This window comes from Candidatus Rhabdochlamydia sp. W815 (assembly GCF_018642185.1).
In the GTDB taxonomy this organism is placed as follows: domain Bacteria; phylum Chlamydiota; class Chlamydiia; order Chlamydiales; family Rhabdochlamydiaceae; genus Rhabdochlamydia; species Rhabdochlamydia oedothoracis.
Window position 1 is genome coordinate 23849 of record NZ_JAAVTY010000002.1, and the last position, 19802, is coordinate 43650.

Here is a 19802-nt window from a genome sequence, read left to right on the forward strand (position 1 = left end):
ATTTTATGAAAAAAAAACAAGCACTCACTTTATTAGAGATTATGATTGTCATCGTCTTAATCGGTCTCATTGGCAGTGTTCTTGGATTTAGCATGAAAGGAAGTCTTGATAAAGGAAAGGTATTTAAAACCGAGCGGGCTATACAGCTTATTGAAGATACCCTCATGTTAGAAGTGGCCAAAGGAGCTTCTATTACAGATGTAGTTGAAAATGCAGAAACCTATCTGAAAGATTCAGGTATGGTAAAAAATGCAGCGAATATCTTAAAAGATGGATGGGGGATGCCCTTTGTCATTGAAAAAAAAGATGATCAAATTGTCGTGACTTCAAAGCGCTTAACAGAGCTGCAGGCGCCCAATGATTCCATTCAAGCGTCCCAAGAATAGCAGGCCATTCACCCTTTTAGAGGTAATGGTTGCAATCTGTATTTTTAGCATGATGGCCTCTATCAGTGGATGGCAGATCTTTCGTATGATCTCTGATTATAGATTTAACAATCAAGTAGCCAATTGTTTTTCCTCTTTGCAAAATGTACAATCTCTTGCGTTGATTTATCAAACAGACCTATCTTTTGAGATCTTTTTAGAAAATGACACCTATTATTATAGGATTCATTCCGATGAGCCTTTTCCGCCTTCTATTCTAAATCAAAAAAAAAAGCATGCTCTTTCTGCTGTAAAGGTGTGTAAATACAACAAAGAGCTCATCAAAAATAAAAAATGGGAAATCTCCTCCAAGGGGCTCATTTATCCAAGAGGACTGATTTATTTTGCTAAACGAGAAAAAAGGGAGTTGTGGATTGATTTACAAAAAGGCTTTCTTATAAACTGCACTAAAGAACAACCCCTAAAAAATTGGTAGTTATGCAATTACTCTCTCCCGCCTTTAATCATATGGAATCGATTCCTCTAGAATATAGCTGCAATGGCAACGACATAAATCCAGAGTTGATCATAAAAGAGGTCCCTTCTCAGGCAAAAAGTCTTGTATTAATCATGGATGATCCAGATGTTCCCCCATCTATTCGCAAAGATTGTATGTGGGACCACTGGGTTGTATTTAATATTCCTCCAACCACTACGCATATTCCCAAAGATGGTGTGCCTCAAGGGATTATCGGTAAAAATACAGGTGGAACGCTTTGCTATCAGGGACCTTGCCCTCCTGATCGAGAGCATCGCTATTTTTTTAAGCTGTATGCCCTTGATTGTGAGCTAGATCTAGCTGAAGGAGCCAGTAAAAGCCAAGTAGAGCAGGCTATGCAAGGACATATTATTGCGCAAGCAGAATTAGTTGGTAAATATAAGCAATATATTGACAACTAATTTATTTAATCCTTAAGTTGAAGTTTATTAGCTACACTTAAATTTAAGGAGGTAAGGGTGGATATATCAATAGAGTTGGCCAGGGTTTTTGGTCCCTTTTTATTAATTTTAGGATTATGGATGTTGTTTTATCATCACAACGCTCATAAAATTATGACATCGATGAAAAGTACACCTGCTATTTTTTATTGTCATGGATCTATCAATCTACTAATTGGTCTTTTTATCCTTAATGAATACAACTATTGGGATATGAGCTTATTTGTATTGATTTCCATATTGGGTTGGCTGTTTTTAATTCGTGGTCTCATGATTCTGTTTTTCCCACAGCTTTTGGTCAAATGCACAATGAGTTCAAACTCTTCTATTAGGCTAAATGGAATTTTCCCTCTGATATATGGAATTCTTCTTTGCTGGATAGGGTTTTAATAGCTAAAAATCCCTTTTTTAAATGAGGCTATTTAAGCTAGTTTATCTCTTTTTTGCGACATTAATTGTGCTAGGGTTTTCCTATTCGGATCCTGGCACAGTTAATGATTTCTCTATCCTATTTTTTGTTTCAAGGTATGATTTTGCTAATGAAACCATGCTTTTTTCTATAAGAAGCTTCTGAAAATCCACTATCTGATCGGCTAACTTGTGTTCTATTAGAGTAAAGTTCCTCTTTCAGAGAAAGAATGGTTTGTTTTAATGAGTTGATTTGATCTTCTTTAGCATCTACCATAGATTTTAGATTGTGAACAAAATTGTTTAGATAGTTAATTCGTCTTATACTTATACAAATGTAATGATGTAGCTCTTGGCAGCGTTGTTGTAACTGAGCATTCTCCCCATTCACTCTTTTTTCTAGTAGTTCTAATCGATTGGACCCTCCAGAAAATAGGTTAGATATTCTCTCGTAAAGAGTTAACTTTTTTACCGGTCGATTGTTTTGAGGAACATCATAAATAGGTTCTATCTCTTTTAGTGCTCTCATTTGGCTTGGCTTTCTAGAAAAGAGATTAGATATTTTCTCATATAAACGAGAAAATATTTTAGATATTCTCTTGTAAAGAGTTAACTTTATTGATTGATTGTTTTGGATGTTTTGATAAGTAAGTTTTGAGGGAATAGAAGGATTTGTAGAAATAGCCATAAATAAAACCATTATTAATTATAGATCATGATTCATACTATTTAATTACATTATTATATTTTTATTAAATAGTAAATAAAATAATATTTTTATTTATTGAGATGGAATAAATTTTTAAATTTCTATATAAACTTAGAATTTTACAAAAATTAAGAAGTGCTTGCTGATGTTCTCTTAAAGAAGATCAACAAGCACTAAAATAGCAGTCTGGTTTTTTAGAAAAATTTTAAGAAGGCTTATGATTTTTAGTGAATTCAAGACATTCTTTAATTATTTTATCCAAATCAGCCCATTCATCAGATGAATTAGTTTTAGTCGCATCTTTTAGGTTAGTAACTTGCATATCTTCTCGAAAAGTAACTCTTTTTTTAGAGAGCGAAGTTTCAACAGGCTCGAATTTAGGTTTATTTTCCTGAGGTGGGGGTAGAGGAGGGTTCTTTTTTTTAAGGGTTTTAAGATTTTGTTTAGCAATAACAATAGCGGATAAATTAGGTCTAATCGCTGCTTGCGATGCTTGCGATGTTGCAGAGATAACATGCTTCTTTTGTATTTCTTTTTCAGAGAAAGGAAGATCAGCGGTAACTGAGGGCTTTTCATTTTGGGTTTCATTGTAACATATAGGACTGCTTCCTCCTAATGCCTGGTTTTCAATAGTGGATATCTTTTTATCTGTAATAGTAGAGTTAGATTGCGGTTTTTTTTCATTTTTAGAGTACTCTGGCATTGGGGTTAAGCGTATTGTACTAGATCTAGATAGTGGCACGGGTTTTAGTTTCGGTGCTTGCAATGTTGCAGAATTTTCTTTTGTATTATTACTAAAGGGGATATTGAAGGGTGTGTTTGGGATTCCTGATGAATTAGCTTTAATCGCATCTTTTAGATTAGTAACTTGCGTATCTTCTCGAAAAGTAACTCTTTTTTTAGAGAGCGAAGTTTCAACAGGCTCGAATTTAGGTTTATTTTCCTGAGGTGGGGGTAAAGGAGGGGTTTTTTTTTTAAGGGTTTTAAGATTTTGTTTAGCAATAACAACAGCGGATAAATTAGGTCTAAACACTGCTTGCGATGTTGCAGAGATAACATGCTTCTTTTGTATTTCTTTTTCAGAGAAAGGAAGATCAGCGGTAACTGAGGGCTTTTCATTTTGGGTTTCATTGTAACATATAGGACTGCTTCCTCCTAATGCCTGGTTTGCAATAGTGGATATCTTTTTATCTGTAATAGTAGAGTTAGATTGCGGTTTTTTTTCATTTTTATTCAACAAATGGTATGGAAAAAAAGTCTTTTGAGTTGATGTTATAGAGGTCATAACGCATTAATCCTATTTTTGAAATGCTAAAATATTACTGATTTAATAAAAAACAATCAATATTCTGTACCATAAAATAAGTAAATAATAATGAACAAGGAGATTCTCAATTTATATTAATTAATAGACTTATTGCATAATTCTCTATTTTTAAGCTCTCATTTATAGATTCCTATCCTAACAAAAACATTAGATCTCTTGCATAACTTGTAGATAATCTATAAAATAATTAAAATTTTAAAAGGTTTTGTAATGAAATACGATTGTTTAAAGGATTTTAAGAACGAAGAGTTTCGTCGATTAACAGGAGTAAAAAGAGCCACATTTGAGAAGATGGTAGATATCTTAAAAGAAGCAGAATCTTCTAAAAAAAGGTTTGGAGGAAGACCCCATAGATTATCTATAGAGGATTAGCTTCTTATGACCCTTGAATATATGAGAGAATATAGAACCTATTTTCCTTTTGCAGCATCCTATCATATTTCAGAAAGTGCTTGCTAGCGGCCAAAAAAAACCAAAGATATTTTTATTCAGGAAAAAAGAAAAGGCATACGTTAAAAAGTCAGGTGATAGTAGACAAAAAGAGCCAGAAGGTTATTTGCACTGCATTTAGTAATGGTAAGCGTCATGACTTTCGATTATTTAAAGAATCTAAAACGAAAATCTATCCAAAGACCAAGGTAATTACGGATACAGGATATCAAGGGCTGCAAAAGATTCATTCCCATACAAATATGCCTAAAAGAAAAAACAAGAAAAACCCTTTAACAAAACAAGATAAAAAAAATAATCAATCCCCTGCCAAAGCACGTGTAATTAATGAAAATGTAATCGGAATGCTTAAGCGTTTTAAAATCATAGCAGATCGATATAGAAATCGACGGAAACAGCTTTTGCCTAAGATTTAATCTTATAGCAGGAATCTATAATTGGGAGCTTTAAAATTCAGGTTATGCAAGAGATCTATTTCGAGCTATTATACTAGTTTGATTTCAAATTAAGAATTGCATAAATGGGTTTTTTTGAAAAAGCTGCGCTATCTTGTAAGAAGATGTATAGTAGATTAGGTGGTAATTAAAATTTAGGTTTCAGAAGAACTCTAATACATTTAACTAGCTTCTTTTCAAGATGCACAAAGTCTCAACATGGTTACTCCCAGGAAAAAACAAGTATCCAAAAACTTTTTCCACGCGCCAACCGCTTTTTAGCAACCTACCACAATCGCGTATAAACGAGCTTGTAGAGCAACTCAAGTAAATAAGTTGCTCCGCTTGGGATTGATCAATTGCATCAAGCACAAAGGCTTCTAAGCCCTTTCTTGGAGGATCAACAACAATTACCTCAGATGTTTTAAGTAGCCCTAAACTTTTCTCCATCGATGTTGGATGGAAAAACATTTTGTTTTTTATTTCCTGAGAAAGGAAAGAGCAGGTTCGATCAAAGCACTGTTTAGCAAAGGGATTAATTTCAATACATTGAACCTCTTTGCTAAACGAAGCAAGATTTAGCCCAATAACCCCCATTCCAGAATAACACTCACAAACCCTTTTTGATGGAAGAGCTTCTTGGCAAATGATGGATAAAGCATGCTCAAATAAGCTTAAATGAGATTGAACAAAGCAAGCGGGATGAATAGAGCAAATAATCTTTCCCAATTTTTTCCGAAGATACATTTCACCCGCACACAATAACCAATTGTCACCAAAAATGCGGTTGGTTTTTTCTGTATTAAAGTTCAACCAGGTCGAATGAAATCCTCCTAAAGAATAAAGATGACGGATCCACGCATGAAGTTTATTTGTAGACTCAGAAATATTTACAACAATAGACAACTGAACCATCTGACTCTTTTCTTCCACCAAAAATTGTAGATAGCGCACTACGCCCTTACATTCATCATACGGTGTAATTTGGAAATCAATCATGGTTTGTCTTACCTGTTGATAACTCTTGAGAATGGCTCTGTGGTGCAAGGGACAATTAGGAATGGAAACCACATTGTGAGTTCCTCTTTGAAATAAACCAATAAGAGGAAAGTTGGCATCTCCTCTTACCGCAAGCTTAGCTCGAAAGCGCCAGCCTTGTGGTTCTTGATAGATGAGCGGAATTTCTAAGTAAGGGACCAGCTCAGCAAAAAATTCTTGTAAGGAAGAAAAAACAGGGGGAACAAGTTCTTGCCCTTGAAAGTCACAACCCGAACAAATAGGAAAATAATCGCAATGAAGCGGTGTTGAAAATGTGTTCATAACCATGTCCATAACCTTGTTAACAAGGTGTTGATTGTTCAAAAACGCTACTTTATCATCAACCCATCTTCAATTCATGAACAATTTATTTCCTCTATAAAAAAAAGCCTACTTATGAACACTTTCACACACCCATAAGAAGAAGACATATATATATAAGAGTAGTTAATAGAATTTAAGGCATTAGGTTCAAAGAAAAATACCTAGCTAATTAACGTAACTAAATACTATAAGTATTTTTTTTAACCCTTTGGAGCCATGTTAACTTTAAGCCAATTTGAAATCATTCGTCCTGCTTACGAAAGCTCCCAAGAAGAAACATTGAGTTGGCTCATTCAAGCGCATACGCAATCAGAAGCTTACACACAAGGAAAAAAGGCAGAACAAATTCAACCTTTTACACTTAATCTCAAACAAAAACTGGATCACGTTGCCTGTAAACCGAATCGAATTGCAAAAAGAGGGCATATTTTAAGCGATTTTTTACATACAGAGTGGGAAAAAATGAAGGTTTATCGTTTGGAAGAATCTTCCTTTGGAGTGGATTTAACAACCCGTTCTAAAATTTTTTCCGATCAGGTGGAAGCTGCATTTGAACAGTTTTATCCCAAATCTGCCATTTCTCCAAATCACTTAATCCATGTAACTTGCACTGGGTACGTTTCTCCTAGCGGTGGACAAAAAATGGTTTCCCAAAGAGATTGGGGAGAGAAAACCATTGTTTCGCATGTTTATCACATGGGGTGTTCTGCTTCTATCCCAGCCTTAAGATTAGCTCAAGGAGCTTTGCAAGCAGAAAGTTGTATCGATATCGTTCATACAGAGATTTGTTCTTTGCACACAAATCCTTCTTTGCATGAATTAAATCAATTGGTTTCTCAATCGTTGTTTGCAGATGGATTTATAAAATATCGAGTTCAAGCCAGTTGTTCCTCTGAGCATTTTCAACTCTATATTCTTCATGAAGAACTGGTTTCTAATTCCTTTAATGCTATGCACTGGAAAATGGAAAACTGGGGATTTGCTCTTTCTCTATCTCAAGAAATACCCGCTTTAATTGCTCAGTCTATTTATCCTTACTTGGTTCGTATGAGTCAAAAATCGGGATTTACTATCGAATATATCTTAGAAAATGCGCTTTTTGCTATTCACCCAGGAGGGCCTAAAATCGTTCAATCTATTCAAGCTGTGTTAGGTTTAAGTTTTGCTCAAGTATCTCATAGTAAATTCATCTTGCAACAGTTTGGCAATATGTCTTCTGCTACTTTGCCACATGTGTGGAAAGAAATTTTAAAAGATCCAAAAGTTATATCAGGATCTCTTATTGTAAGTTTGGCTTTTGGCCCAGGTCTTACGATTTGTGGATCTATAATGGAAAAGAGGTCACCATGTGGGTAGTACCTGTTATCCCGTTTGTTTTACAAGCCATCGCTATGGTTTTTGATGAGGGGTATTTTCATATAAAAAGAACGTTGCCTCTTTGGGAGAGAATTGGGCACCCCATTGACACCTTGAGTGTTTTGATTTGTTTTTTCTTTGCTCTTTTTGTCCCTTTTTCTTTTTCGACCTTAAAAATTTATTTGCTTTTTGCTGCTATCTCTTGTGTTTTGGTAACTAAAGATGAATTTGTACATAAGCACCATTGCTGCGCAAGGGAAAATTGGTTACACGCTCTGTTATTTACTCTCCAACCGATAACCTTAGGACTGGCTGGGTTTATTTGGCCTATTAGTCAGGAAAAGCCTGTTGCCAGCTGGATGCAACATTGGTTGAGCAAACCACAAATCTTGCATAATTTTTTACTATTTCAGGTAGTTGTGCTTATTCTTTTCCTTGTCTATCAATTAATATTTTGGAACTTAGTTTGGAAAGAAAAATGCGTAGAAAAAGAATAATTAATAACTCCTTTTATAAGGATCATCCCGTTGCTTTGTTAAGGGCGGAAAACGTACTTCGAAAGAATTGGATAGCTTCTCAAATAGCTTCTCACCAAAGTATTTTAGACATTGGTTGCGGTACAGGTTTTCTTGCAAATTTTTTGGCTGAAAAAGGACATACAGTAACAGGAATAGATCTTTCAGAAACAAGTTTAGAAGTGGCGCGTTTACACGATCAAACCAATTCAGTAGAATATATTAAAGCCAGCGCCTATCATCTTCCTTTTGAAAAAACAAAATTTGATGTTGTATGCGCAACAGATATTTTAGAGCATCTAGAATATCCAGAGCGGTTGATTCAAGAGGCTTCTAGAGTGCTTCGTCCCAAGGGACGCTTCTTTTTTCATACCTTTAATCGCACCCTAGCTAGTTACATTATTGTGATTAAAGGAGTAGATTGGTTTGTTCGAAATGCTCCCCAAAATATGCATATCTACTCTTTGTTTATTAAGCCAAAGGAATTGCAGAAAATGTGTTATTCAAATGGTTTTAATGTAGAAAACTTAAAAGGATTTCGCCCTAAAATTTTGACCAAAAGTTTTTTTCGCCTTTTATTGACTAAAAAAATTTCTAGCGATTTCTCTTTCTGTTTTTCTTCTTCTCTCAAAACAGGTTACTGTGGGGTTGCGCAAAAAGTTCACTCTCGTGCTTGTTATGAAAAAATTTAATAATTAAGACAGAAAAAATCTCTCTGCACATTAACTCGGTTATCCTTTAAAATGAAAGATTCACAACTTTAAAGGATAGTATGGAAAGTCTTTCTCTATTTTGTCTAGATGCCTATGAACATAGAAGTTTGTTTGACGGCCTGGAATATCCCTGGGAAGCACTAGAGCGGCTCTCGACCTATCTTTTAGAGCAAAAGTTAGGAAAAATTGAAATACACATCTCTTCTGGTGTGTTGCTTACAGATCCTGATAAAATTTCTATTGGCTCTGGAACAATCGTTGAACCAGGTGCTTACATTCAAGGTCCTTGTGTCATTGGCCGGGATTGTCAGATCCGCCAAGGGGCTTATATTCGAGGAAATGTGTTAATTACAGATCAATGTGTAATTGGTCATGGCTCTGAAATAAAGCATTCTGTTTTTTTTAATAAAGCAGCAGCCCCTCATTTTAATTATGTAGGAGACTCTATTTTAGGTAACGGCGTCAATCTTGGCGCAGGGGTGAAATGCGCAAATTATCGATTAGATCATCAATGCATTTCTGTTTATTGGGGTCAGCAAAAAATAAAAACTAGACTAAAAAAACTGGGTGCATGCATAGGAGATAATTCTCAAATTGGATGCAATACCGTAATCAATCCCGGCACCTGTATCGGCAAAGATGTGATCTGCCACCCAAATATGACCTTGCAGAGGTATGTTCCACAAAGAAGCCTTGTAAAATTCTCCTCACATGTGATAGTAGAATCTCTATGACAACCTTAAAGAACCAACTTTCTTTTTCTTCGTATTTAGAAAAAGTGGATCAAAAAATTACCCAAAGCCTTCTTGGTTTTGGAGAAAAAACCAAATTGCGCGATGCTTGCGAATACGCTTTGATGAGCGGTGGCAAGCGTTTTCGCCCTTTAATCGTTATATTGGTTGCAGAAGCGCTAAACAACCAGCTAGACGTTTCAGATGCAGCCCTAGCCGTAGAATTTTTTCATACAGCTTCTTTAATTGTCGATGATCTTCCTTGCATGGATGATGATGATCAAAGACGCGATAAACCCTCTACTCATAAAATCTATGGAGAATCAACGGCTCTTTTAGCTAGTTATTCTTTAATGACAGCTGGATTTGGCAAGATTCATCAAAACGCGGAAATTCTAAAAAAATCCCCCTCTCCTTTTTCTGCCTCGAGCGATGTCATTTGTGCGTTAGCCCTTTCCATAGCAACCCAATGCTCTGGGATTTTAGGTGCTACAGGAGGACAGTTTTTTGATCTTTTTCCCCCAGACCATTCTTTAGAAACCGCACAAAGAATTATCTCTCAAAAAACAGGAACCCTTTTTGAAATCGCTTTTGCTTTCGGTTGGCTTTTTGGAGGGGGGAATAGAAAACAACTTGAGTTAGTTAAAAAATTAGCACATCACTTTGGTTTTGCTTTTCAAATTGCAGACGATCTTCATGATATCAAACAAGATGAGCAAGAAAACCTTAAACTCAGCATAGCCCATATGCTAGGTCCTGAAAAAGCACTAGAATATTTCCAAAATGAGTTATCTAGCTGCTGTGAACACTTAAAGAAGCTGGGTCTTTTTACCCCTTATTTTAAAAAAATTATCGATATGCTTTCTCATTACGCAAGATTTGAGAAATAATTTTCCCAATATACAAGACTCTTATTTGCACAGAGGAAGAAATCGTTTGGGAGAACCGAGGAAAAGGGTATATACTAGTGCCGATTCAAACGGCTAGCTTAATGGGATTTAAGTCAACGACTTGAAACTTGTCGTTTATCCTACATTTCAAAATATCTGTTATTTTCGGTATCTCTTCTAAGAAGAATCCTCTAATTGCCTGAAAAAAAGTCACCGACGTTTCGTAATATCGATTGTATACCTTCTTTTCCTTTAAGATCTTCCACAAGCGTTCAATAGGATTCAAATTCGGCGAATAAGGAGGGAGATAGTGCACTTTAATCCTAGAAGACATCAGAAACTCTTCTAGTTTCTTATTTTTGTTTGATCTTGCATTATCCAAAATTACATGAATAATTCGAGCCTCTGTCTGTTTTTCTAGCTTCTTGAAAAAATCGAGCATTGCATCGGCATCAACTGTCTTATATTCCTCTGTAAAAATCTTCATTCCTGTCAGGCAAAGAGCTCCAGCAAAATGCAATCGCAATTGTTTCCCGGATGTCTGCAAAGTCTTTTGAACGCCTTTTTTGATCCATCCACATACGGCTTGGGACTGATGTTCAGGATGCACAGCATCTATGAAATAGATCTCTTCATCAGGGTTTAAGGTCTCCTTTAAAGCCCTATATTGTTCTATGAAAATTCGTTGTTTTTCAGGATCTAATTTCCCAGGAATCTTTTTAGGACGTTTATAAACAAATCCGTGCTGTATGAGCCAATCTGTCATGCCACTTCGGGAATATTTTATCCCATATTGCTCATGCACATAAGCTATGATCCCTTTGACTTTAAGATAGGTCTTTTCCTGTAGGTGTTTTAGTAGAGACTCTTTTTGGTCTTGTGAAAGTTTTGATTTGCTACCGCCTCGAGGGCTACTTCCAGTTTTATTTTCGGAATCATATTCTCTGAGGTATTTCTGAACAGTGATAGGGCTTATCCGGAGTGTTTTAGCAAGATTTTTTGTTGAGATACCCTCATCATAGCCCAAAATTACACAAAGCCTATTCCGTTCAGAATAGTCTTTTGGATGCTTTAACTTGTGTTCTAAGTCAGCTCTCTGGCTAGGGATCAGTTTTTTCATACTCAATAGCTTAACACAAAACAAAATATTTTTCTATACGATTGAATCGGAACCACTATATACAGCAATGGTGTCCAGCTACTTGGATTATTGATCCTCTAGATAGCACTGTAAATTTTACAAATGAACTCCCACTTTTTTCGATTAGTATTGCTGTAACTGTTGATAAAGAAATAGTCTGTGGTATTGTATATCAACTATGACAAAAGAATTATTTTTTGCTCAAAAACAACAAGGAGCTTTTCTTAACGGTCAATCTCTAAATATTTCTTCGGTATCGCAAATAAATCAAGCCCTTCTAGCAATGGGATTTCCTTATGATGTACATAAGGATCCTCTGCATTGTATAGAGCATTTTTCTAAAATCTTAAGAACAGGAACCCCTTAAACATCTACATCCAATTATGATTGACCATTTAAACAAAGGTATACATGAAACTCATTGATGGCATATCCATTGCAAAAACGATTCAAGAGAGAATCAAATCCTCTATCGCCAAACTACAAAAGCGCCCTCCTGGATTAGCTTTTATACGCGTAGGAGATAATCCTGCTTCTCATAGCTATATCCGTATGAAAAAAAAGCGCTGTCAAGAAGTAGGAATTGTCTCTTTTGATGTTGAATTCCCCTCTCATGTTTCTGAAGCCCAAGTCGTTTTAGAAATTAAACGTTTAAACCTAGATTCTGCGGTAAATGGCATTTTGGTACAACTACCTTTACCAGAGCACATAAATCCTTTTCTAATTATGCAAATGATTGATCCTGAAAAAGATGTAGATGGGTTTAATCCCTTTAACATGGGTAAGCTATTACTTGGAGAAAGGGATGGGTTTATTCCTTGCACACCTCAAGGCATTCATGTATTATTAACGCAATCTCAGATTCCTTTATTAGGTAAGCACGTTGTTATCGTAGGAAGAAGCAATATCGTTGGAAAGCCTTTAGCAGCGCTTTTAATGCAAAAAGCCCCTCACTGCAATGCAACAGTTACTTTAGTACATAGTTTTTCTGAGAAATTAGAAGAGATTTGCAAACAAGCGGATGTTTTAATCGCAGCTATTGGCAAACCAGCTTTCATTAAAAAAAATATGGTTAAACCTCACGCGGCTGTAATTGATGTAGGGATTAACCACATTATAAATGATCAAGGAGAAAAGCGGATTGTAGGAGATGTTGCTTTTGATGAAGTAGCTCCTAATTGTTCTTATATTACTCCTGTTCCAGGAGGTGTAGGACCTATGACAATTTCTATGCTCCTTGCTAATACTCTCTTAAGCTACCAAAAAAAGATAAAATGATTATTTCTTTAATTGGTATATGTCTTGGATACACTTTTATCACATGAAATATACAGTTTTTTTTGATTTAGGTAATGTGCTTTTATTCTTCGATCATCATAAAATGAAGCAACAAGTTGCTACTTGTTGTAATTTGAGCTTAGAAGAAATCTCTTTTTTGTTTCAAAAGTACCTTGATGATTATGAAAGAGGTTTTATAACCACACAAACCCTTTATTCCGATTTACTAGAATTAGGAGGAAAACCTATCTCTTTTACCGATTTTACTCATGCATTAAGCAATATTTTCCAGCCTAACCTTCCCGTAATTGCTTTTTTAGAAAAAATGAAAGCTCGAGGAGTAAAACTTTTTCTTCTATCTAACACGTGCGATGCTCACTTTAGCTTTGCTCAAAAGCATTTTGCTTTCCTACAACTATTTGATGGATTTGTTCTATCTTATGAAGTTGGGGCTCGCAAACCGGAGAAAGAAATCTACCAAAAAGCTCTGGAAATAGGAAACTGTTCTTATAAAGAGTGTTTTTATATCGATGATGTCCCGGATTTTGTACAAGCAGCACGTTCTTTAAACATTGATTCAGAGATCTATTTAAAACCAGAAATACTCCACCATCATTTAATACAAAGAGGAATCCTGTAATGGTAAAAAGAAAAAAGGGTCTTTCCTCTCAAAAATGTGCAAATCTCATTCTAGAATGTATTCAGAAACATTCTTATCAACCCCTAACCGCAGAAGAATTATTTATAAAAATCCACCTATCTCCTTCTTCATCCATTACATTTCAGTTAGCCATTGATGATTTAATAAAAGGTAATCAGATCTGTTTAAGAAGAAAGAAGTTGTATCCCAAAAAACAAGGTCAGGAACAAACCTTAAATGGGACTCTTAGACTACATCCTAAAGGATTTGGATTTGTGATTCCCGATGAGCGCGTAAAATGGCCTCAAGATATTTTCATTCCTAAAAATTATACAGAATCCGCTATCGATGGGGATCTTGTGAAGGTAGCAGTCAACACAAATTCCTCTTCAGAAAAAGGGCCCGAAGGTAAAATCCTTTCTATTTTAAAAAGAGCTCATAGTCAATTGGCAGGAACTATTTGCGCTGTCCATTCTGCTACAGAACTCGCGGCTCATGTACCTCTATTAGGAAAGAATAAACCTATTGTCATCCGCTCTTCACCTGCTATTTCTTGTAAAATAGGAGACAGGGTTATCCTACGGGTTGACGAATGGGGATCTAAAGAAAAACCCACTGTTTGTACATTATCTCAAATTATTGGCAATATCATAGATCCTTCTTGCGATGTTAAAGCAACAACTCTTGAATTTAACCTACGCTCTGATTTCCCTGAAAATGTCATTACAGAAGCAAAAGGTTTTGGAAACAGAGTACGAGCTTCTGATCTTAAAAATAGGATGGACTTAACAGGGATTACTTGCTTTACCATAGATCCCGATACTGCAAAAGACTTTGATGATGCCCTTTCTTTAACCAAAGGCGAGAAAGGACATTTTCATTTGGGTGTCCATATTGCAGATGTAGCTCATTATGTGAAGCCAAATTCTCTTTTAGACCAAGAAGCCCTCTTAAGGGCTAATTCTACCTACTTCCCAGGGACTTGTGTTCCTATGCTGCCAGAAGAGTTATCCAATCAACTCTGTAGTTTAAAAGCTAATGTAAATCGTTTGACTGTATCCGTATTAATAAAGTTGGATCAAGAGGGAAAAGTTTTACTCTTTGAAATCGTACGCTCTTATATCAAAAGCACAAAACGCTTTAGTTATTTCGAGGCTAAAGAAGTTTTAGACGGTAAGAAAAAAAATATCCACGCTCCTACTCTACAGCTAATGGTAGACTTATGCCTATTGCTAAAAAAACAACGCCGAGAGCGCGGAAGTATTGATTTTTCTCTGCCAGAAGTTTCTTTGGTTATTGATAAAAATGGTTTACCCTTGGGAGTAAAGAAAATTGAATATGATATTACTCACCAATTAGTTGAAGAATTTATGCTTAAAGCTAATGAGCTTGTAGCCTTAGAACTAACCAAGAGAGGTAAACAACTCATTTACCGTGTGCATGAAGAACCTAACCCAGAAAACATAAGGGAATTTTTTGAATTAGCGCGTACATTTGGATTAAATGTAGCTAGTAATAGCACTTTCAAAGATATACCAGAATTATTTCAGCAAGCTCAAGAAAGCCCCTTTTTATCTCAACTTTCTATAGCATTTATTCGCAGCATGAAATTAGCGCAGTATTCCACAGAGAATATGGGCCATTTTGGCCTTTGTTTAGAACACTATTGTCATTTTACAAGCCCTATTCGACGCTACAGCGATTTAATCATTCAAAGACTGCTCTTTAATGAAGAACCAAAAGAGCTTGATCTAAAAGAAATAGCCACGCATTGCTCAGAACAAGAAAGGATTAGCTTCCGAGCAGAAAATAGCGTTGTTACCTTAAAAAAACTTCGTTTATTGGAAAAGGAATTTCTACGAGATCCTCTTCGATACCATGCAGCAATAGTAACCAAAATTAAACCTTTTGGCCTATATTTTGAACTTATAGAATTAATGCTAGAAGGATTTTTACACATCTCTGAGCTTGAAGACGACTATTTTATTTTTGATGAGAAATCCTCTCTCTTAAAAGGACGTTTTACAGGACATATACATAGGCTAGGAGAAGAAATATCCGTACAAATAGCACGCATTGATCTCATTTTTCTAGAAAGCCGCTGGACGCTTAAACAAAAGCAAAACTCCAAAAAATGTAAGAGAAATCGATGAGCTTTGTACTTCCTATTTCTTTTTACCAACGCGAAGATGTAGTACAAATAGCACGCGATCTATTAGGAAAGCTTTTATTAACCCAAATGAACGATCAGATTACCGGCGGTATAATTATAGAAACAGAGGCGTATAAGGGCGCAGAAGACAGGGCCTGTCACGCCTATAATTATCGCAAAACCAAGCGCAATCTTGCAATGTACCAAAACGGAGGAATTACCTATATTTATCTGTGTTACGGAATCCATTACCTTTTAAATGTGGTTACCCATACCGAAGGTGTTCCTCATGCTGTATTAATCCGGGCAATTTTTCCAACTGTTGGAATTGAAACCATGCTAAAAAGACGCAAAAAAACCTCTTTACATCCTAAATTAACCAATGGTCCAGGTAGTGTATGCCAGGCTTTGGGAATTGATCTTACTCACAACGCAATACCTCTTAACTCTCCTTGTATCTGGATTGCAAATAGTAATGTATCCATAGATCAAACGCAAATTTACCAAGGTCCTCGTATTGGAATTGATTACGCTGGTCAAGATGCGCTTTTACCTTGGCGTTTTAAACTTGAAAAACTATATTGTTAGAATTATAAAAAACGAAGAGAAGCGATGAAAAAATATTTTCTTACAGGTCTTGTTATCTTACTCCCTCTTGCTGTAACTATTGCTGTTTTACTATTTTTAATTAATTTCCTGACACAGCCCTTTATCGGAGTGGTTTCTGCTGTTTTATCGAAAATGAACTTGTTAAATCGAAATTTTCTTTTTTTGTCTCCAGAACATCTCGTCCGCTATACCAGTCAAGTAGTTATTCTTATCTTATTATTCATTATCACTGTTTTACTAGGAGCCATTACTCGTTGGTTTGTCATTAATTCCCTATTTAGACTAGGTGATAAAATCATCCATCGAATTCCTATTGTAAACACCGTATATAAAACCACCCAGGATATCATTAAAACACTTTTTTCCAAGGAAAAAAACTCTTTTAAGCAAGTTGTAATGGTCCCCTTTCCAAGAGAAGGGGTCTATGTAATTGGACTCGTTTCTCGAGATGCTCCTGAAATGTGCTCTCATTCTGTAAATAATGATCTAGTTTCTGTCTTGATTCCAACTACGCCTAATCCAACAACAGGGTTTCTTTTAATGTATCCTCGAGAACAACTTCTCTGTGTTGATATGCGTCCAGAAGACGCTATTAAATATATTGTTTCCTGCGGGGTGATTGTTCCTCCTGTGAAACCGAGTACTCCTCTATGAAAAAATATTTTTTTACAGGATTCATTACTCTTTTACCTCTTATATTAACCTGTGTCATTGTGATTTGGTTGGTAGAACTAGTTACCACCCCTCTGATTGGTGTTATTCAAGATATTTTAATGCATCATCCACAAACGCCCTTTTTCTCTTTAGCTAATCACGATGTGCTCATTAAAGTGTTAAGCCACATGTTTGCCTTAGCTTTCTGGATTGTTGTGATTTTTATTCTCGGATTTTGCAGTAGAGAATTTTTCCTGCGCTCTTTTTTACATCTTACCGATCGTCTTTTCTCTCGCCTGCCTTTTATAAAAAAGATTTATAAAATCAGTCACGATTTAACAAAAGTCGTGTTTTCTGGAAAAGAAAAGACATTCAAGCAAACAGTACTCGTGCCTTTTCCACATAAAGATACATTTGCTCTTGGCTTTGTAACTAGTGAAACACTACCAGAAATCTTTACTAAACAAGTCTCTGCTATAGAAATTGCCGTATTTGTTCCTACAGCTCCTCATCCCATGTCTGGTTTTATCCTTTTAACGCCTAAAGTATTAAGCTATCCAGTCGAAATTTCAGTAGAAGATGCTTTTAAATTTTTAATTTCCTGTGGAGTTATTCATCCTATACAAGCCCCTGCAAATGAAACATGATAAAAATTTGATTTTTTCTTTCTATAAACTGAAGACTTGCTATTTTAGTCCAAAATTCATACAATTTCTCATTATAGAAAAGATACTTAGGAGCTTATGTTATGGTCCGTTTAAGCAAACAAGAAAGAATTCGCAATATATCCCCCCGTCGTCCTCGCTGTCCTTCGACTAAAACAGGCCCTAAAAAGGATAATCTCCCTCAAGGGTTTAAAGTGCATGCAAATGCAATCGATACAGAGTTAGCCCAAAGAGCTTTTATTCCTAAAATTAAATAATTTAAAAAGGTAAAAAGGAGTTATGTCTAGACACCCAAGCTATGGAAAATCGAGTAAATCCGCTAAAAAGCGCAATGTCCTTAAAAGATTTGAAAGGGTTGACGTTTTGCGTCGTCTTGGCAAATGGAAAGATGGAGAAAATGTAAAAGTAACCAACTTACCCAAAACACCCAATTCTTTCTAGTTTTGCAAATAAAAATTTTAAATTCACAAAAAGACCTCCATTTTTCTAAGGTTAAAATAAAAAAGGTGGTCTTTTTTTTATTTGAATTGCTACAAATCAAAACGGATGAAATAAGCATTCAGTTTGTCTCTGAAAAAAGAATTTCTCAACTACATGCCCTTTTTTTTCAAAATCCCGCTCCCACAGATTGCATTACTTTCCCCATAGATTCTATTCCCTACAAGCGGAATGGGTACCACCTTTTAGGTGAAATATTTATTTGCCCCAAAATGGCTAAGCAGTATGCTAAAAAATATCAAATAAATCCTTTTGAAGAGTTATGTCGTTATGTAGTTCACGGCATTTTGCATTTAATCGGTTTTGAAGATGAAAAACCTGATTTAAGAGCGCAAATGAAAAGAAAAGAAAATGCTTGTCTAAAATGCCTAAAACAAAAAGGACTACTTGCACTAGATTAAAGGAATGCTATTTTGACTACTTTTTATGGTATAATCACTTTTTTATTCTTAATTGGGTCCAGTGCTTTAACCGCTGTTTCTGTTGCTCTGCAACAAATGGGAAAACTACAAGTAGAAGATTATTTAAAACAAAAGCATCTCCCTTTATTTTTCCGTTATTTTCTTCAGATTTTTTTTGGTAAACAAAAGTGGGAAGGTATTCTTTTTTCTTTGAGTTTTACAAAGCACATTCTACGTATTGGCTTTGTTTTAACGGCTTTTTTTCTTTTGATAAAGCAAAAAATGTTCCAAAGCAATTTATCTGAAGAGCTACTTTATGATCAAAAAGCGATGATTTTTATCATTTGCGCAATCATTCTTACTTCATTGACAACAGATTGTCTCTTTAGTCTATTTGGTCGATTTAAACCAAAAAAGACACTATCCATTTTAGCAGCGCCCTGCTCTCTGATTTTATCTATGTGTATTCCTTTAACAGCTCCCTTTTTTAGATTGATACAATTACTTTCTGTTAAGCTCTCTCAAGATAAAAAAAGCCCTTTTGGTTTTCGACTGAAAGACAAGATCCACGAGCTATTACAAGAAACGGAGTTAGGGGTTTATTTAGATGCAAATGAGCAAAAACTGATTGGCTCTATTGTGTCTTTTAAAGAAAGAATTGTCAGAGAAGTTATGGTTCCTAGAGTCAACCTAGTCAGCTTGCCTTCAACAACCTTTTTAACAGAAGCGGCTAAAGTTTTTCTTATAGAAAACTTTAGCCGTATCCCTGTTTATAAAGACACTGTTGACAATATTGTTGGAGTTCTACTCTATAAAGACATTCTAAAAGTGCATATCGAACATCAAAATGATGCTAAGCTGCTTTCTTCTTCTATAGAAAAAATCATCAAACCTGTTCTCTATACACCAGAAACCAAAAAAATTGCTTATTTATTGCAAGAATTTCGTAATAAACAAATCCACCTTGCCATTGTAGTGGATGAATGGGGAGGAACAGAAGGCATTGTAACGATCGAAGATATTTTAGAAGAGTTAGTAGGAGAAATCGCTGATGAATACGACGTAGGCACAGAAAGCCTATACACAACACTACCCAACGCAGAAGGGTGGATTATCAGCGCTAAGATGTCTATTCTCGATATTGAAGCAGAATTAGGTATACGCATCCCCCAAAGTCCCGAGTACGATACCATTGGAGGATTTGTAGTGCACCGAGCAGGAGCCATCCCTTCTAAAGGCTGGCGCCTACATCAAGATAACTTTGATATAGAAATTTTAAGCTCTACCGAACGCTCTATTGAAAAAATCAAAATCACTCACTGTCCTTGATTGCTTAAAAATGCACTACATGCAAAATAAACCATTATCTTAGAGCCTGTTTAAAATCTTCTCATTAAGGTATAATGATAGTTTTCATAAAACCTTTGGAGGTAGTTATGACCCGCTCTTATCCAAGCGATATTTCTCGTAAACAATTTAGCAAAATCCATCTAATACTTGAGTCT

The 19802-nt window shown here is 35.6% G+C and carries 25 protein-coding genes and 1 pseudogene; 22 read left to right on the forward strand and 4 right to left on the reverse strand.

Translation table 11 applies throughout. The features are described from left to right. Positions 1 to 5 precede the first annotated feature (5 nt). From RHOW815_RS00430 to RHOW815_RS00445, 4 genes are read left to right on the forward strand one after another with little or no spacing between them, the layout of a single operon-like run. Entirely contained in the window at positions 6 to 386 is a 381-nt protein-coding gene (locus tag RHOW815_RS00430) for a type II secretion system protein (RefSeq protein ID WP_215216409.1), read from the forward strand. A gap of 25 nt (positions 387 to 411) precedes the next feature. After that, a complete protein-coding gene (locus RHOW815_RS00435) occupies positions 412 to 861 on the forward strand; it encodes a hypothetical protein (protein ID WP_215216410.1) in 450 nt (149 codons plus the stop codon). Between the two features lie 2 nt (positions 862 to 863). Then, positions 864 to 1325: a YbhB/YbcL family Raf kinase inhibitor-like protein gene (locus tag RHOW815_RS00440; RefSeq protein WP_215216411.1), complete on the forward strand. Its 462-nt coding sequence runs from the start codon at positions 864 to 866 to the stop codon at positions 1323 to 1325. 57 nt (positions 1326 to 1382) lie between these two features. Continuing rightward, the gene (locus tag RHOW815_RS00445; protein WP_215216412.1) at positions 1383 to 1754 is read left to right on the forward strand and encodes a hypothetical protein; all 372 of its coding nucleotides are present in this window, start codon (positions 1383 to 1385) and stop codon (positions 1752 to 1754) included. Positions 1755 to 1884: 130 nt separating this feature from the next. On the opposite strand, the gene RHOW815_RS00450 is transcribed toward RHOW815_RS00445, so the two are convergent. Both RHOW815_RS00450 and RHOW815_RS00455 read right to left on the reverse strand, forming a co-directional pair. After that, complete coding sequence (locus tag RHOW815_RS00450; RefSeq protein WP_215216413.1) at positions 1885 to 2460, reverse strand: hypothetical protein; 576 nt, start codon at positions 2458 to 2460, stop codon at positions 1885 to 1887. Between the two features lie 226 nt (positions 2461 to 2686). After that, positions 2687 to 3721: a hypothetical protein gene (locus RHOW815_RS00455; RefSeq protein ID WP_215216414.1), complete on the reverse strand. Its 1035-nt coding sequence runs from the start codon at positions 3719 to 3721 to the stop codon at positions 2687 to 2689. Between the two features lie 297 nt (positions 3722 to 4018). Between RHOW815_RS00455 and RHOW815_RS00460 the strand changes: the two are divergent. Further along, positions 4019 to 4708 (forward strand): annotated as a pseudogene (locus tag RHOW815_RS00460) (transposase family protein). Between the two features lie 170 nt (positions 4709 to 4878). Here RHOW815_RS00460 and RHOW815_RS00465 read toward each other — a convergent pair. Further along, positions 4879 to 6012: a class I SAM-dependent RNA methyltransferase gene (locus RHOW815_RS00465; protein WP_215216415.1), complete on the reverse strand. Its 1134-nt coding sequence runs from the start codon at positions 6010 to 6012 to the stop codon at positions 4879 to 4881. A gap of 258 nt (positions 6013 to 6270) precedes the next feature. Between RHOW815_RS00465 and RHOW815_RS00470 the strand changes: the two genes are divergently transcribed. The 5 genes from RHOW815_RS00470 (at position 6271) to RHOW815_RS00490 (ending at position 10259) form a co-directional block, all read left to right on the forward strand. Continuing rightward, entirely contained in the window at positions 6271 to 7410 is a 1140-nt protein-coding gene (locus RHOW815_RS00470; RefSeq protein WP_215216416.1) for a 3-oxoacyl-[acyl-carrier-protein] synthase III C-terminal domain-containing protein, read from the forward strand. Then, a complete protein-coding gene (locus RHOW815_RS00475; protein WP_215216417.1) occupies positions 7401 to 7907 on the forward strand; it encodes a hypothetical protein in 507 nt (168 codons plus the stop codon). The genes RHOW815_RS00470 and RHOW815_RS00475 overlap by 10 nt, the downstream gene beginning before the upstream one ends. Then, the gene (gene ubiG, locus RHOW815_RS00480; RefSeq protein ID WP_215216418.1) at positions 7889 to 8617 is read left to right on the forward strand and encodes a bifunctional 2-polyprenyl-6-hydroxyphenol methylase/3-demethylubiquinol 3-O-methyltransferase UbiG; all 729 of its coding nucleotides are present in this window, start codon (positions 7889 to 7891) and stop codon (positions 8615 to 8617) included. The genes RHOW815_RS00475 and ubiG overlap by 19 nt, the downstream gene beginning before the upstream one ends. Before the next feature lie 80 nt (positions 8618 to 8697). Further along, positions 8698 to 9372, forward strand: coding sequence for an LbetaH domain-containing protein (locus RHOW815_RS00485; protein WP_215216419.1), 675 nt, complete (start codon positions 8698 to 8700; stop codon positions 9370 to 9372). Then, complete coding sequence (locus RHOW815_RS00490) at positions 9369 to 10259, forward strand: polyprenyl synthetase family protein (RefSeq protein WP_215216420.1); 891 nt, start codon at positions 9369 to 9371, stop codon at positions 10257 to 10259. The genes RHOW815_RS00485 and RHOW815_RS00490 overlap by 4 nt, the downstream gene beginning before the upstream one ends. Positions 10260 to 10344: 85 nt before the next feature. Here RHOW815_RS00490 and RHOW815_RS00495 read toward each other — a convergent pair whose 3' ends face one another. Next, positions 10345 to 11379: an IS630 family transposase gene (locus tag RHOW815_RS00495; protein ID WP_215216421.1), complete on the reverse strand. Its 1035-nt coding sequence runs from the start codon at positions 11377 to 11379 to the stop codon at positions 10345 to 10347. Between the two features lie 41 nt (positions 11380 to 11420). On the opposite strand from RHOW815_RS00495, the gene RHOW815_RS08945 reads away from it, so the two are divergent. The 12 genes from RHOW815_RS08945 (at position 11421) to RHOW815_RS00555 (ending at position 19626) form a co-directional block, all read left to right on the forward strand. Beyond that, positions 11421 to 11582 (forward strand): inositol monophosphatase family protein, encoded by a 162-nt coding sequence (locus tag RHOW815_RS08945; RefSeq protein WP_215216422.1) that lies wholly within the window; start codon positions 11421 to 11423, stop codon positions 11580 to 11582. Continuing rightward, positions 11579 to 11767, forward strand: a complete 189-nt coding sequence (locus RHOW815_RS00505) for an FIG domain-containing protein (protein WP_215216423.1) — start codon at positions 11579 to 11581, stop codon at positions 11765 to 11767. The genes RHOW815_RS08945 and RHOW815_RS00505 overlap by 4 nt, the downstream gene beginning before the upstream one ends. A 44-nt stretch (positions 11768 to 11811) precedes the next feature. Continuing rightward, positions 11812 to 12678 (forward strand): bifunctional methylenetetrahydrofolate dehydrogenase/methenyltetrahydrofolate cyclohydrolase FolD, encoded by an 867-nt coding sequence (gene folD / locus RHOW815_RS00510; RefSeq protein ID WP_215216424.1) that lies wholly within the window; start codon positions 11812 to 11814, stop codon positions 12676 to 12678. Positions 12679 to 12697: 19 nt separating this feature from the next. Beyond that, on the forward strand, positions 12698 to 13318 hold the full coding sequence (locus RHOW815_RS00515; RefSeq protein WP_215216425.1) for an HAD family hydrolase: 621 nt from the start codon (positions 12698 to 12700) through the stop codon (positions 13316 to 13318). Beyond that, a complete protein-coding gene (locus RHOW815_RS00520) occupies positions 13318 to 15471 on the forward strand; it encodes a ribonuclease R family protein (RefSeq protein WP_215216426.1) in 2154 nt (717 codons plus the stop codon). The genes RHOW815_RS00515 and RHOW815_RS00520 overlap by 1 nt, the downstream gene beginning before the upstream one ends. After that, positions 15468 to 16058, forward strand: coding sequence for a DNA-3-methyladenine glycosylase (locus tag RHOW815_RS00525; protein WP_215216427.1), 591 nt, complete (start codon positions 15468 to 15470; stop codon positions 16056 to 16058). The genes RHOW815_RS00520 and RHOW815_RS00525 overlap by 4 nt, the downstream gene beginning before the upstream one ends. Positions 16059 to 16082: 24 nt before the next feature. After that, positions 16083 to 16733, forward strand: coding sequence for a DUF502 domain-containing protein (locus RHOW815_RS00530; protein ID WP_215216428.1), 651 nt, complete (start codon positions 16083 to 16085; stop codon positions 16731 to 16733). Continuing rightward, the gene (locus RHOW815_RS00535; protein ID WP_215216429.1) at positions 16730 to 17380 is read left to right on the forward strand and encodes a DUF502 domain-containing protein; all 651 of its coding nucleotides are present in this window, start codon (positions 16730 to 16732) and stop codon (positions 17378 to 17380) included. Before RHOW815_RS00530 ends, RHOW815_RS00535 begins: the two co-directional genes overlap by 4 nt. A 101-nt stretch (positions 17381 to 17481) precedes the next feature. Further along, complete coding sequence (locus RHOW815_RS00540) at positions 17482 to 17655, forward strand: hypothetical protein (RefSeq protein WP_215216430.1); 174 nt, start codon at positions 17482 to 17484, stop codon at positions 17653 to 17655. Between the two features lie 22 nt (positions 17656 to 17677). Next, a complete protein-coding gene (locus RHOW815_RS00545; protein ID WP_215216431.1) occupies positions 17678 to 17839 on the forward strand; it encodes a small basic protein in 162 nt (53 codons plus the stop codon). Next, positions 17779 to 18297: an rRNA maturation RNase YbeY gene (gene ybeY / locus RHOW815_RS00550; RefSeq protein ID WP_256439888.1), complete on the forward strand. Its 519-nt coding sequence runs from the start codon at positions 17779 to 17781 to the stop codon at positions 18295 to 18297. The genes RHOW815_RS00545 and ybeY overlap by 61 nt, the downstream gene beginning before the upstream one ends. A gap of 12 nt (positions 18298 to 18309) precedes the next feature. Next, a complete protein-coding gene (locus RHOW815_RS00555; RefSeq protein ID WP_215216433.1) occupies positions 18310 to 19626 on the forward strand; it encodes a hemolysin family protein in 1317 nt (438 codons plus the stop codon). Positions 19627 to 19802: the final 176 nt, after the last annotated feature.